The sequence below is a fragment of the Sphingomonas swuensis genome, assembly GCF_039538045.1.
GTDB lineage: Bacteria > Pseudomonadota > Alphaproteobacteria > Sphingomonadales > Sphingomonadaceae > Sphingomicrobium > Sphingomicrobium swuense.
The window spans coordinates 2,689,291-2,701,963 of sequence record NZ_BAABBQ010000001.1 but is presented as its reverse complement, the minus strand read 5'-3'; the positions used below and the strand labels follow the sequence as shown (position 1 = coordinate 2,701,963).

General features: G+C 67.8%; 14 protein-coding genes and 1 pseudogene. 6 read left to right on the top strand and 9 right to left on the bottom strand.

Going from position 1 to position 12,673, the window contains the following annotated elements; genetic code table 11:
• Positions 1-55: 55 nt before the first annotated feature.
• Positions 56-706: an arylesterase gene (locus ABD727_RS13495; RefSeq protein ID WP_344707906.1), complete on the top strand. Its 651-nt coding sequence runs from the start codon at positions 56-58 to the stop codon at positions 704-706.
• Positions 707-710: 4 nt separating this feature from the next.
• Here ABD727_RS13495 and ABD727_RS13490 read toward each other — a convergent pair whose 3' ends face one another.
• Positions 711-1,025: a PilZ domain-containing protein gene (locus tag ABD727_RS13490; RefSeq protein ID WP_344707905.1), complete on the bottom strand. Its 315-nt coding sequence runs from the start codon at positions 1,023-1,025 to the stop codon at positions 711-713.
• A 306-nt stretch (positions 1,026-1,331) separates the two neighbouring features.
• Here ABD727_RS13490 and ABD727_RS13485 point away from each other — a divergent pair, with 306 nt between their 5' ends.
• On the top strand, positions 1,332-2,600 hold the full coding sequence (locus ABD727_RS13485) for a L,D-transpeptidase family protein (RefSeq protein ID WP_344707904.1): 1,269 nt from the start codon (positions 1,332-1,334) through the stop codon (positions 2,598-2,600).
• Positions 2,601-2,638: 38 nt separating this feature from the next.
• Here ABD727_RS13485 and ABD727_RS13480 read toward each other — a convergent pair whose 3' ends face one another.
• Positions 2,639-3,340: a murein L,D-transpeptidase catalytic domain family protein gene (locus ABD727_RS13480; protein WP_344707903.1), complete on the bottom strand. Its 702-nt coding sequence runs from the start codon at positions 3,338-3,340 to the stop codon at positions 2,639-2,641.
• 308 nt (positions 3,341-3,648) lie between these two features.
• On the opposite strand from ABD727_RS13480, the gene rpsU reads away from it, so the two are divergent.
• Positions 3,649-3,855: a 30S ribosomal protein S21 gene (rpsU, locus tag ABD727_RS13475; RefSeq protein WP_029941857.1), complete on the top strand. Its 207-nt coding sequence runs from the start codon at positions 3,649-3,651 to the stop codon at positions 3,853-3,855.
• 93 nt (positions 3,856-3,948) lie between these two features.
• Positions 3,949-4,371: pseudogene (locus tag ABD727_RS13470) on the top strand (FKBP-type peptidyl-prolyl cis-trans isomerase); the annotation flags it as partial.
• Positions 4,372-4,381: 10 nt separating this feature from the next.
• Here ABD727_RS13470 and ABD727_RS13465 read toward each other — a convergent pair.
• The 5 genes from ABD727_RS13465 to pyrE all read right to left on the bottom strand — a co-directional run bounded on the left by ABD727_RS13465 (position 4,382) and on the right by pyrE (position 8,355).
• On the bottom strand, positions 4,382-5,620 hold the full coding sequence (locus tag ABD727_RS13465) for an AI-2E family transporter (protein ID WP_344707902.1): 1,239 nt from the start codon (positions 5,618-5,620) through the stop codon (positions 4,382-4,384).
• Between the two features lie 4 nt (positions 5,621-5,624).
• Positions 5,625-6,512 (bottom strand): signal peptidase I, encoded by an 888-nt coding sequence (gene lepB, locus ABD727_RS13460; protein WP_344707901.1) that lies wholly within the window; start codon positions 6,510-6,512, stop codon positions 5,625-5,627.
• Positions 6,513-6,923: a holo-ACP synthase gene (acpS, locus tag ABD727_RS13455; protein WP_344707900.1), complete on the bottom strand. Its 411-nt coding sequence runs from the start codon at positions 6,921-6,923 to the stop codon at positions 6,513-6,515.
• Positions 6,920-7,639 (bottom strand): pyridoxine 5'-phosphate synthase, encoded by a 720-nt coding sequence (locus tag ABD727_RS13450; protein ID WP_344707899.1) that lies wholly within the window; start codon positions 7,637-7,639, stop codon positions 6,920-6,922. Before ABD727_RS13450 ends, acpS begins: the two co-directional genes overlap by 4 nt.
• 131 nt (positions 7,640-7,770) lie before the next feature.
• Complete coding sequence (pyrE, locus tag ABD727_RS13445; RefSeq protein WP_344707898.1) at positions 7,771-8,355, bottom strand: orotate phosphoribosyltransferase; 585 nt, start codon at positions 8,353-8,355, stop codon at positions 7,771-7,773.
• Positions 8,356-8,509: 154 nt separating this feature from the next.
• Here pyrE and coxB point away from each other — a divergent pair, with 154 nt between their 5' ends.
• Together coxB and ctaD are read left to right on the top strand one after the other, a co-directional pair.
• A complete protein-coding gene (gene coxB, locus ABD727_RS13440) occupies positions 8,510-9,688 on the top strand; it encodes a cytochrome c oxidase subunit II (protein ID WP_344707897.1) in 1,179 nt (392 codons plus the stop codon).
• Positions 9,689-9,707: 19 nt separating this feature from the next.
• Entirely contained in the window at positions 9,708-11,393 is a 1,686-nt protein-coding gene (gene ctaD / locus ABD727_RS13435; protein WP_344707896.1) for a cytochrome c oxidase subunit I, read from the top strand.
• A gap of 64 nt (positions 11,394-11,457) precedes the next feature.
• Here ctaD and ABD727_RS13430 read toward each other — a convergent pair whose 3' ends face one another.
• Together ABD727_RS13430 and ABD727_RS13425 are read right to left on the bottom strand one after the other, a co-directional pair.
• Positions 11,458-11,913 carry a DUF4126 family protein gene (locus ABD727_RS13430; RefSeq protein WP_344707895.1) on the bottom strand — a complete coding sequence of 152 codons (456 nt, stop codon included), beginning with the start codon at positions 11,911-11,913 and terminating at the stop codon, positions 11,458-11,460.
• A gap of 76 nt (positions 11,914-11,989) precedes the next feature.
• Positions 11,990-12,610, bottom strand: a complete 621-nt coding sequence (locus ABD727_RS13425; RefSeq protein ID WP_344707894.1) for a peptidylprolyl isomerase — start codon at positions 12,608-12,610, stop codon at positions 11,990-11,992.
• Positions 12,611-12,673: the final 63 nt, after the last annotated feature.

Here is a 12,673-nt window from a genome sequence, read left to right as displayed (position 1 = left end):
TCACCTGATGAGCTAGGAAGCTTGAAGGCAGGCGGCAATGGCCTAGATGGTCATGATGTTCCGCCACCTCCTCCCGTTCATCGCCGCGGCGACCTCGGCCATTCCGGCCACCGCCCAGGCGCCGCAGGGCAAGGTGGAGGGGCCGCTGATCCTTGCCTTCGGCGACAGCCTGACCGCCGGTTACGGGCTGGGACGGGGGCTCGGCTTCGCCCCGCAGCTTCAGGATTCGCTCCGGCGGCACGGGATCAAGGCCCGTGTCCACGATGCGGGCGTATCGGGCGATACTACTTCGGGTGGACGGGCAAGGTTAGGTTGGACGCTCCAGCGCCTCGGTCAGAAGCCCGATCTCGCGATCGTCGAGCTGGGCGCCAACGACATGCTCCGCGGGGTCGACCCAAGGGTCACCGAGGCCAATCTCGAAGCGATCCTGAGCGAACTCGACAAGCAGGGCATTCCGGTCGTGGTCGCCGGAATGCTCGCGGCACCGAACCTTGGTCCCGACTATCGCCGCCGCTACGAGGCCATCTTCCCGGCACTGGCGCGGAAGTATGACGCCGACCTCTACCCCTTCTTCCTCCAGGGCGTGGTCGGCAACCGGGCGCTGCTCCTCGGCGACGGCGTGCACCCCAACTTCGAGGGCGTGAAGCGAATGGTGACGGGCATTCTGCCCACCGTCCAGCGGGCACTCGCCAAGCTCGAGCGCTAGGTGCTCAGACCCCGATCTGGCCCAGCGCCTCGTCGCTGAGCGGCTCGGCGAACTGCGCGCCCAACTTGCCGGCGGCGGTCCAGCGGACGACGGCGCTCGCCCGCTCGCGGCCGGGCAGGATCAGCCAGACGCGCGCTCCGACTTCATATTCGGCGGTTGTCTCGGCCATGAAGCCAGTAGCGGAGATGTTGATCAGCCGCGCCTCGGTCCCGGTCGCGCCCAGCTCGCGGACGTGCGCCTCGAGGTCGACCGGCGAGCGCGGCTCCCGCCGGCGCTCTCCAGGCTCGATCTGCTCGGCAATGGTCACGTCGATGGCCACGTTGCCCGTTACTCCACTCGGATGATGAATGACGCCCGTCGGCACCTGCCGGGCCTGACGCAAGCGAGCGCCTATGACGCATCTTTCTGAAAAAGGCCAGTGAGACCTAAGTCGTGGAGGTCGCAGCCGAAAAGTGACGACGACCTGCCCTCATGTTGCGGCGCGGACACTGGAGCGCGGCGTTCATCTGCGGTAACAGGAGGAACGGCCAGAAGCGGTCGCGACATGATTTTTGGGTGGGGTGACGAGACGATGCGCGGGTGGTTTGCGGCTTCGACGATGCTGGCTCTGACGACAGGGACGGCGATGGCCCAGGTGGCGACCACGCGGGCTCCGGCGCCGAGCGCGCCGACGGCGGCCGTGCCGGCCGTCCGTCCGGCGGTTCAGCCGGCCAGGGTCGATCCGCTCGCCCCGGAGCCCGCACCCGGCACCGCGGTGGCGGCCGAGCCGGTTGTTCCGGTGCTTCCGCCGGCGGTCTGGACTCCGGCGCAGGCACTGGAGCTTTCCACCTACGCCAAGGGTGTCGGTCGCGAGGGTCTCGATCCGCGCGACTACGATGTCTCGCTGCTCGACGTCGCGCTTCGCGGGCAGGATCCGGCGACCATCTCCAAGGCCGCCAACGCGACCTGGGAGAAACTCGCGCGCGACCTGGCGCTTGGCCATGTCCGCGGCTCGGCCCGGGTCCAGTGGTTCGTCAAGGACCCCGACCTGCCTGAAGGACGAAGCCGCGAACTGCTCGACCGCGCGCTCGGCGGCGCCGGGATCGCCGCGACCCTCGACGGGCTGCTTCCCACCCACCCGCAATATGGCTCGCTCAAGGCGGCGCTGGTCAAGGCCGAGGGCGACGCCGCGACGCTGGGCAAGATCCGCCTCAACATGGACCGCTGGCGCTGGCTGCCGCGCGACCTCGGCAGCCGCTACATCATCGTCAACGTGCCGGGCGAGCATGCGACCCTGGTCGAGAACAGTGTCACCCGCTGGAAGCACCGGGCGATCGCCGGAGCGGTCAAGACTCCGACCCCGCAGCTCGCGGTGCAGGCGACTGGCGTCATTCTCAATCCCTGGTGGGAGGTCCCGCCGAGCCTGTCAGCCGAAGTCGCCGGCAAGGGCGGCTACGTCGCGGTCAAGGGCAAGGACGGCAAGGTCCAGCGCTGGCGGCAGCCGCCGGGGCCGGGCAACGCGCTCGGCAAGATCAAGTTCGTGATGTACAATCCGCAGAACATCTATCTGCACGACACGAACAATCGCGGTCTGTTCGACGCCCGCTCGCGCTTCCTCAGCCATGGCTGCATCCGGACCGAGCACATCCTCGACCTCGCGGCCGAGCTGCTTGGCGACGATGGCGGGGAGTGGACCCAGGCCAGGATCGACGAGACGCTGACCGCCAAGAAGACGGTGCAGGCCAACTTCGTGAAGCCGCTGCCGGTCTATATCGTCTATTTCTCGGTGGCGGCGCTGACCGACGGCAACGTCGTCCGCTATGCCGACCTCTACAAGCGCGACGCGCCGGTGCTTGCGGCGCTCAACGATCGCGACGGCGGGGACAAGGCGAAGGTTCGGGCCGCGGCCCGCTGATGGAAGGAACGCTCCGGTTCAAGGCCGGAGCGTTCTTCTCAGGCCAGCTTGTCGGCGAAGATCAGGCGGCCCTCGCCGAGCGAGCGCATTACCTCGAAGTGACTGTTGCGGCCGAAGGCGAAACAGCCTTCGGAGCGACCGAGCTTGCCATGAGCGCCGATCATGTCGGCTTCGGCATACCAGGCCTGGTGCACGACAATCGCCCGATCAAGCGCGTTGCTGTTGCTCCAGTCGAGGCCGTTGACCTTCATCGAGAGGCCGTACTTGCCGTGATAGAAGTCGCCGGTGCTGTAGGCACCGTTCGAGGTCGCGTTGCTTCCAAAGTCGTTGGAGAAATGCTCGAGGAAGCCGGTGTGGCTGACGTCCGAGCCACGACCGTGGGCGACGAAGTGGCTTTCGACCTGGCCCGAGGCGACGTCGACGATGTGGAAGCGGCTCTCGCGGCTGGCCTTGCTGAAGTCGGCGATGCCGATCCGGTCGCGATGGCGGAGCGAGGGGCCATGGCGGTCGAGCGCGGCCTTGGCTCTGGCGAACAGCTGCGGATCGATTCCAAGCGGCGCGGCAGGCGCGGCGACCGGCGCGGCCGGCACCGGAGCAAGCGGGACCAGCGGTTCGCTGGTGACCGGCGTGCTCTTGAGAACGAGGCTCGGAAGATCGGCGGCAAGCGCGGCGCCCGAGACCAGAGCGGCTCCGCCACCAAGGCCGAGCAGACGCAGAATTTCACGGCGATTGGCAGTCACTTGGGTGCGGCCCTCCCCTGTTGAACGAAGAAAGCCTATACATGACAACAGGTTAATGAGCGATAGACACCTTGTCGGCTTGGCGTCCGGCGGCTTCGTTCTGGCGTATCCGTCACTCCAAACCGGGAACGCTTGTCGAATCAGGCCGTCACTGGTAGGGGCTGCGGCTTCCGGTGCGGCCTGTGGTCGCCCGCAAACCGCTTTGGTCGCCCGTCTTTCGCCCTCATGGCCGGGAAACGAGCGATGCCTAGCCCTCCGTGTCGGGGGGCGTGGGCGCAACCCTTAGACACTGGAGTGACGGACCTTTTATGCAAATCATCGTTCGCGACAATAACGTCGACCAGGCGCTGCGCGCGCTCAAGAAGAAGCTGCAGCGCGAGGGCGTCTACCGCGAGATGAAGCTGCGCCGTCACTACGAGAAGCCGTCGGAGAAGCGCGCCCGCGAGCGTGCCGCCGCGATCCGCCGGGCCCGCAAGCTCGAGCGCAAGCGCGCCGAGCGCGAAGGTGCTCGTTAAGGTCGGTCTTCCGATATTAACTTGACCCATGCCGAGGCCGCCCCTTACCGGGCGGCCTTTCCATTTGTGCTTGGCCCAAAGGATCTTGCCACGATGAGCGCCACCCAGGTTCCCTTCCGCCCCGTTCCAGCGGGCACCCGAATCCGGCTGTTCGTCGGCCTCGTCCTGCTGATCATGGGCGGCGCTGCGCTCGCCTGGTTCGGTGCCGGCCAGATGCGCCCTGCAGTCACCGCAACCGGAGTCCAGATCCGCACGATCAAGGCGGGAGAGGGTCCGCTCATCACGGCGAACGACGGGGTCATCATCGACTATAAGGGCGCGCTTCCCGACGGGACCAAGTTCGACGAGGCGCAGGATGCGCCGCTGCTGGTCGGACAGGTGGTGCCGGGGTTCGCCGAAGCGCTCCAGAACATGCGGCCGGGCGGAAGCTACAAGGTGCGGATTCCCGCCGAGCTTGCTTATGGCGCCAACCCTCCTCCGGGCTCGCCGATCCCGGCGAACAGCCCGCTCGACTTCGACATCACCGTCAAGAAGGTGGTGCCGAACGCGGCGCAGATGGTGGCGCAGCAGCAGCAGATGCAACAGCAGCAGATGCAGCAGCAGCTGCCGCCGGGCGTCGATCCGGGCGCGCTACCGCCGGGTCAGTGATCCGCGCGGCCGCGCGCCGCTCGGCCAGCTTCTCGAGCGTCACCTTGATGGTGGCCATGATCGGATCGGCGAGCAACAGGCCAAGAAAGCCAAACAGGGCGCCGAAGATGAGCTGCGCGGCAAGCACCATGGCGGGCGCGAGGTCGACCGTCTTGCGGGCGATGTAGGGCAGGATCAGATAGCCGTCGATGTTCTGGACGGCGAAGTAGGTGACGATCGCCCAGATGCCGGCGTCGCTGCTTGCTGAGAAGCCGACCGCGACCATCAGCAAGCCCGAGACGATCGCCCCGATGTTCGGGATGAAGGCGAGCAGGCCGGTCAGCAGCCCGAGAAGCGCCGCCATCGGTACGCCGCCGGCGGCCAGCATGGCGAAGGTGAAAAGCCCCTCGACGACCATTCCGACCAGCCGCCCAAACAGCAGGCGGCGGAGGGTGAAGCCGACCGCCGAGGCGACTTCATAATAGTCGGCCCGGTGGCGCATCGGCAGCATCCAGGCGAAGCCCCGGTCGTAGACCTTGGGTTCGACCGCGAAGAAGATGCCGATGACGATGATCAGGAAGGCGCTGGTGACAATCCCGAGCAGCGCCCCGACAACCCCGGTGATCCGGCCGATCGAGCCAAGCACCGTGGCGATGCCGCTGCCTCCGGTGACCCCGTCGGCGACCGACAGGCCATAGGCCTTGACGAGCTCCGAGATGGTGGTGGCGTCGGTCGGCGGCACGAGGCCGAGGCTCGAGGCCCAGGCGAACAGGCGGACGATCTGCTGCTCGATGGTCGACTGGAGCTGGCCGAACTGGGCGGCGAACTCGGCCCCGGCGAAGGTCAGCACCCAGTAGAGAAAGCCGAAGGCGGCAAGGGTGACGATCAGCAGGCGCTTGCCGCGACCGATCGGAAGGACCCGGCCGAGCAGGCGGGTGCCGCCGTCGAGCAGGACCGCGAAGACCAGCCCACCGACGATCAGTAGAAGCGGCTGGGCGAGGACGACGAGGGCGGCGACGAACAGCAGCGAGCCGATCCAGACCCAGGCCCGCTGCAGCTCGCGGCGGATCAGGGGATCGTGGAATTCGGCCGGTCCCGGCTGCTCGACGTGAACTTCGTTCTCGCCTGCCGCCGCCACGGGGTCAGACCCCGGAGCGGAGCGACGTGCCGGCGCGATCGCCGCGGAGGCTGCTGAACCAGGTCAGCGGATTGTACCAGACGAGGTCACCGTCGAGGCTGAAGGTGATGAACTCGGCGCGGCCACCGATATTCTCCCACGGCACCGGACCGCCGAGTCCACTCTCGGCAAGGCTGAAGCGGCTGTCGGCGCTGCGGTCGCGATTGTCGCCCATCAGGAAGACGTGATTGGCGGGCACGGTGACCGGTCCGAAGTCGTCGCCCTGGCTCGGTCCGAGGTCGATGGTGTCGTACGTCGCGCCGTTGGGCAGCGTCTCACGGACGATCGGCAGGCGGCAGGCGAAGCTGCCGTCGGGCTGCTGGGCCATGAAGCCGGCGAACTCGATCCCGCAGGGCGCATTCGAATCGACCGGGACCAAAGCGGGCGGACGGACCTGGCGGCGGACGGGCACGCCGTTCAGGATCAGCCGGCCGCCGCGGACCTCGACCGTGTCACCGGGCAGGCCGATGACCCGCTTGATCCAGTCTTCCTTGTGACCTGGCGGAGTGACGATGACGATGTCGCCCTGCTTGGGCAGGCTTCCGAAGATCCGTCCGCCCTGCTCGGGCCAGAGGTAGAAGCTCGGGCTTACCCAGGACCAGCCGAAAGGATATTTGCTGACCACCAGCCGGTCGCCCTTGAGCAGGTTCGGCATCATGGATTCGCTGGGGATGTAGAAGGGCTTGGCGACGAAGCTGTGGAAGAACAGCACGGCCAGCAGGACCCAGAACAGGCCCTTGATCTCACGCCACAGGGCGGATTCCTTCTTGGCCTCGGCGGGCGGCGCGGTGGGCGCGCCCGGAGCCGGGGCGGGGGCCGGGCTGCTGGCCTCATTCAGGACGGTATCGCTCACTCAGCTCTCCGGGACGGGCACGGCTTCGAGGATCACGAAGGCCTGCGCCCAGGGATGGTCGTCTGTCATCGTCAAATGCACGCGGATGGCGTGGCCCGCAGGCGTCAGCGCGTCAAGCCGCTCCGCCGCACCGCCGGTCAGACGAAGCGTCGGTGCGCCGCTCGGCAGGTTGGCGACCCCGATGTCCTTCATGAACACGCCGCGCTTGAAGCCGGTGCCGACCGCCTTGGAGAAGGCTTCCTTGGCGGCGAAGCGCTTGGCCAGGGTGCCGGCGCGGGTGAACGGGCGGCGGGCGGCCTTGGCCCGCTCGAGGTCGGTGAACACGCGCTGGAGGAAGCGGTCGCCGAAGCGATCGAGCGAATTCTGGATCCGCTCGATGTTGCAGAGGTCGGAGCCGAGGCCGACGATCAACGCGCCGAATCCATCAACTCGCGCATCCGGCGGACACTGGCGTCGAGGCCGACGAAGATCGCCTCGCCGACGAGGAAGTGACCGATGTTGAGCTCGGCAATCTGCGGAATGGCGGCGATGGGCACGACGTTGGCGAAGGTCAGGCCGTGGCCGGCGTGCGGCTCGATCCCGTTCTTGGCGGCGAGCGCGGCGGCGTCGGAGAGGCGCTTGCACTCGGCTTCGCGAGCATCCTCGGCGAGGTGGGCGTAGCGCCCGGTGTGAAGCTCGACCACCGGCGCACCGAGCTTCAGCGCGGCCTCGATCTGGGCGGGGTCGGGCTCGATGAACAACGATACGCGGATCCCCGCGGCGTTGAGCTGGTCGACGATCGGACGCAGGTGGTCGAGCTGGCCGGCGGCATCGAGCCCGCCCTCGGTGGTTCGCTCCTCGCGCTTCTCGGGCACGATGCAGGCGGCATGGGGCCGGGTCGCGAGCGCGATCCGCAGCATCTCGGCGGTCGCGGCCATCTCGAGGTTGAGGGGAAGCGCGATTTCGTTCTTGAGCCGGACGAGATCGTCGTCGCGAATGTGGCGCCGGTCCTCGCGCAGGTGCGCGGTAATGCCCTGTGCGCCGGCCGCCTCGGCAAGGTGGGCGGCGCGCACGGGGTCGGGGAAGTCGCCGCCACGCGCATTCCGGATCGTCGCGACATGGTCGATGTTGACGCCCAGCCTAAGCATCGATCGGGCGTCGTAAAGCGGGGGTTGTCACGCAGTGTAACCCTGCCCCGGTGACATTGCGAAAGGGTCGCGGCGAGGCCTTCTCGTGTCGCATCAGCCGCACAGATGGCAGCCCAACTCCTATTGTTCAATCATGCCGCCGCCCGGCTCCCCGGCTTGATCGCGGGAATGGCGGCGAGGTCGGGGGGGAGGTCGTCGGCGGCGTAGGTCGGCACGTCGAGGCGGATCAGCGGGGTGAAGGGGACGCCGAGATCGGCGGTGCCGTTCGAGCGGTCGACAAGAGAGGCCGCGGCGATCACCTCGCCGCCGGATTCGGCAATGGCCTTGATCGCCTCGCGGCTCGACAGGCCAGTGGTCACGACATCCTCGACCAGCAGCACGCGGGTGCCGGGATCGAGGCGGAAGCCGCGGCGAAGCTCGAAGGTGCCGGTGGGACGCTCGACGAACATGGCGGGAAGGCCGAGCGCCCGGCCCATCTCGTGGCCGATGATCACTCCGCCCATCGCCGGGGAGACCACCGCCTGGAGCCGGGCCCGGATGTCGGCGGGCAGCTTGTCGGCGAGCGCGCGGGCGAGGCGTTCGGCGCGGGCAGGGTCCATCAACACACGCGCGCACTGGAGATAGCGTGGACTGCGAAGACCGGAGCTAAGGATGAAGTGGCCCTCGAGAAGGGCCTCGGCGGCGCGGAATTCGGCCAGGATCTGCTCTTCGGTCATGGGCTTGGCACCGCCTTTCATTGCGCCTCCGATTAGGTCGAAGGGAGAGGGCAGACAAGCGCTTGAGGGAGGAGCGCACCCTGCTATAAGGCCGCCACTTTCAAGGGGGCTCCGCGCGGGCGCCCTTTCTGCTGAACCTGTTACCGGGGCTTCGATGACACTGAAACATTGGCTGATCGCTTTTGCCGCCGCCGGCCTCGCGCCCATGGCTGCGCAGGCGCAACAAGCGACCACGCCGGCGACCACCGCTCCGGCCACTGCAGGACCGAGCGCGGCAACCGCCAACCCGGCGGCGACGCCCGAAGCCCCGGCGACGCCGGCGGCCGGCAGCGACGCCACCGGCGCCAGCGCGGTGGCCCCGGGTGCGGCCCCGGCCGCGACCTTCGACCATGCGGTCCCGACCCCGGGCATCGGCATGCCCGACGGACGGATGGGCCTGCAGGACCAGTTCACCCCGGTCGGTCGCGAAGCATCGGCCTTCCACGACAACTGGCTGCTGGCGCTGTGCGCGGCAATCAGCATCGTCGTCCTCGCGCTGCTCGTGTGGACCATGATCCGCTATCGCCGCAGCGCCAACCCGACCCCGAGCCGGACCAGCCACAACACGCTGGTCGAGGTGCTCTGGACGCTCCTTCCGGTGCTCGTGCTGGTCGCCATCGCGGTGCCCTCGATCCGGCTCATCCGCCACCAGTACAGCCCGCCGCCTGCCGACCTCACGGTCAAGGTGATCGGCAACCAGTGGTATTGGTCCTACCAGTATCCGGACAATGGCGGGTTCGAGATCGTCTCGAACATGCTCAAGGAGCGCAACGAGGTCGCCGCCGGCACCCGCTTCCGCACCGACGCCGACGGCCCGCGCCTGCTCGCGGTCGACGAGCGGCTGGTGATCCCGGCGGGCAAGGTGGTGAAGTTCATCGTCACCTCGAACGACGTCATCCACAGCTTCGCCATGCCGGCCTTCTGGACCAAGACCGACGCCAACCCGGGCATCCTCAACGAGACCTGGGTCAAGGTCGACCGGCCGGGCGTCTACTTCGGCCAGTGCTCCGAGCTTTGCGGCGCGCGCCACGCCTTCATGCCGGTCGCGGTCGAGGTGGTGACCCCAGAGCGCTTCGCGCAGTGGGTCGCGACCAAGGGCGGGACCATGCCGGGTGCAACCCCGGCGGCGGCGGACAGCACCGCGGCGACCCAGGTCAGCCCGGCGGCGGTGAGCGCCCCGGCGCCGGTCGCGGGTGCGACTCCGGCCGCTCCGCCGATCGCGCCGCAGCCGGCAGCGCCCGGAAATACTCAGCCGGGCGTCGCCAACCGCGCGCCCGACAGCAGCACCAATTAAGACGAGAAGCGGACCCGACATGGCCACCACCGCCGATACCATGAAGCTGACCCCCGCCGAGGCGGGTCATGCCGACGCCCATGCGCATGACGACCATGACCACAAGCCGGGCTTCTTTGCCCGCTGGTTCATGTCGACCAACCACAAGGACATCGGCACCCTCTACCTGATCTTCGCGATCATCGCCGGGATCGTCGGCGGCGCCATCTCGGGCATCATGCGGGCCGAGCTTGCCGAGCCGGGCATCCAGATCCTGACCGGGGCTTGGCCGCTGGGCGCGGGAAGCGCCAACATCGACGAGGCCTATCACCACTGGAACGTGCTGATCACCGGCCACGGCCTGATCATGGTCTTCTTCATGGTCATGCCGGCGCTGATCGGCGGCTTCGCCAACTGGTTCGTCCCGATCATGATCGGCGCTCCGGACATGGCCTTCCCGCGGATGAACAACATCAGCTTCTGGCTGACCGTGGCGGGCTTCTGCTCGCTCCTGCTGTCGACCTTCACCAGCGGCGGCACCGGGATCGGCGCGGGTACCGGCTGGACCGTCTACGCTCCGCTCTCGACCAGCGGGTCCGCCGGGCCGGCGGTCGACTTCGCCATCTTCGCGCTCCACCTCGCCGGTGCGGGCTCGATCCTCGGCGCGATCAACTTCATCACGACCATCTTCAACATGCGCGCGCCGGGGATGACCCTGCACAAGATGCCGCTGTTCGTGTGGTCGATCCTGGTCACCGCCTTCCTGCTGCTGCTGGCGCTGCCGGTCCTGGCGGGGGCGATCACCATGCTCCTGACCGACCGCAATTTCGGCACCGCCTTCTTCGACGCGAGCGGCGGCGGCGACCCGGTGCTCTACCAGCACCTGTTCTGGTTCTTCGGCCACCCCGAAGTGTACATCATGATCCTGCCGGCATTCGGCATCGTCAGCCAGATCATCGCCACCTTCAGCCGCAAGCCCGTCTTCGGCTATCTCGGCATGGCCTACGCCATGGTCGCGATCGGCGTCGTCGGGTTCGTCGTCTGGGCGCACCACATGTTCACCACCGGCATGGACGTGAACGTGAAGATGTACTTCACCGCCGCGACCATGATCATCGCGGTCCCGACGGGCGTGAAGATCTTCAGCTGGATCGCGACGATGTGGGGCGGGTCGATCACCTTCCCGACTCCGATGCTGTTCGCGATCGGCTTCATCTTCCTGTTCACCGTGGGCGGCGTGACCGGCGTCGTGCTCGCCAACGGCGGCGTCGACACCTACATGCACGACACCTATTATGTGGTCGCGCACTTCCACTACGTGCTGAGCCTCGGCGCGGTGTTCGGCCTGTTCGCGGGCTTCTACTACTGGTTCCCGAAGATGACCGGGAAGATGTACAACGAGCCGCTCGGCAAGGTGCACTTCTTCATCATGTTCGTCGGCGTGAACCTGATCTTCTTCCCGCAGCACTTCCTCGGGCTCGACGGCATGCCGCGCCGTATCCCAGACTACAACGAGGCGTTCGCCTACTGGAACTACATCTCGTCGGTCGGCTATCTCGTGACCGTGGTGGCGATGGGCGTGTTCTTCCTGAACGTCTTCTGGTCGCTGTTCGCGGGCAAGAAGGCGGGCGACAATCCGTGGGGCGAAGGCGCGACGACGCTCGAGTGGACGCTGCCGAGCCCGCCGCCATACCACCAGTTCGACGTGCTCCCGAAGATCGACTGATCCTCGAAGCCTCGACTCGACAAGGAGCCCGCCCTGCTTTCCGAGCAGGGCGGGCTTCGTCGTTCTAGCGGGTCGCGACCTGGCGGATGACGAGCGCGGTACCGGCGAGGAGCAGCGCATCCTCGACGAAGCCGGTACGGGCCTGGCTCCAGCGCTTCATCGAGCGCAGCCGCGCGGCAAGCCCGAGGTGGGCGGTGCCGACCGCGGTGACGGCGGCGAGCAGCCCGGCCTTCACCCGTTCCTCGCGGGGGGCGAGCGCCGCACCGGCCGCCGCGGCGGTGAGGAAGCGCGCGGTGCTGCCCGAGAGGACCGTCCGGTTGGGCGACTTGGGCCACTTGTCGCCGACCATCTCGGCGACCGCGACCGCGAGCAGGCCGCCGGCGACCCAGGGCTTGTCGAGCAGCGGCGGCGGCGCATTCTCCTCGGGCAGGCGGTGACGCGCCGCGGCGATCGAGACGGCGGCGAGCGGGGTCAGGGCGCGCTGGCCCGAAAGGGCGCCGATGATAAGCGAGGGAAGCATGGTCGATCTCCTGGAATGGTCCAGGCTGAACGACGGGGGACGTGGCTAGTGTCCCGCCGCCCGATGCTCGTCTCGCCTAGTTCGCGGTGCTGGCCGGAACGCGCTTCGCCGAGCGGATGACGATACCGGGCTCGAGCATCTGGCCCTTCATCGCGCCGACCCCCTTGGTGGGCGACGTCGGCGAAGCGAAGATCGCCTTCACCACGTCCATTCCCTCGACCACCTTGCCGAACGGCGCGAAGTCGTCGTCGAAGGGGATCGAACCCAGAGTGATGAAGAAGTCGCTCCGGGCAGTGCCCGGGCCGGCGTTGGCGAGGAGGATGGTCCCCGCTTCGTGCGCGATTCCCGTCTTGCTCGCCGGCTCGTGCGCGACCGGCGGGTAGAGCAGGCGCGAATCCTTGGTGATGCCACCCTGGATGAGTCCGTTGCCGCTGCCGTAGGGCATGGCGCGGTAGAAGGTGATCCCGTCGAAGCGGCCGGCATCGACGTAGCGCAGGAAGTTGGCGGTGGTCAGCGGAGCCCGGCCGCGATCGAGCGCGAGGAGGATCCGGCCCTTCTCGGTCTGGAGCTCGACCTGGACGAGATCGGCCAGCGGAGCGGGGGTCGCCGCGGGTGAGGCCTGCGTTGAAGCCTGGGCCCACGCCGGGGCGCCGGCCAGCGCCAAGCTGATGATTGCAAAAGCGATTCGGATGGTCATGGCTTCACCCTAGCTGCACAAGCGCGAAAGCAGGAAGCCAGTTCTTCCCTCTGTCGAAGGTGC

Coding starts and splice junctions, on each gene's coding strand:
- ABD727_RS13430 (WP_344707895.1), bottom strand. CDS start 11,913: ATGCTTCCCTCGCTTATCATCGGCGCCCTTTCGGGCCAGCGCGCCCTG.
- ABD727_RS13495 (WP_344707906.1), top strand. CDS start 56: ATGTTCCGCCACCTCCTCCCGTTCATCGCCGCGGCGACCTCGGCCATT.
- rpsU (WP_029941857.1), top strand. CDS start 3,649: ATGCAAATCATCGTTCGCGACAATAACGTCGACCAGGCGCTGCGCGCG.
- ctaD (WP_344707896.1), top strand. CDS start 9,708: ATGGCCACCACCGCCGATACCATGAAGCTGACCCCCGCCGAGGCGGGT.
- coxB (WP_344707897.1), top strand. CDS start 8,510: ATGACACTGAAACATTGGCTGATCGCTTTTGCCGCCGCCGGCCTCGCG.
- ABD727_RS13450 (WP_344707899.1), bottom strand. CDS start 7,639: ATGCTTAGGCTGGGCGTCAACATCGACCATGTCGCGACGATCCGGAAT.
- ABD727_RS13425 (WP_344707894.1), bottom strand. CDS start 12,610: ATGACCATCCGAATCGCTTTTGCAATCATCAGCTTGGCGCTGGCCGGC.
- pyrE (WP_344707898.1), bottom strand. CDS start 8,355: ATGACCGAAGAGCAGATCCTGGCCGAATTCCGCGCCGCCGAGGCCCTT.
- ABD727_RS13485 (WP_344707904.1), top strand. CDS start 1,332: ATGGCCCAGGTGGCGACCACGCGGGCTCCGGCGCCGAGCGCGCCGACG.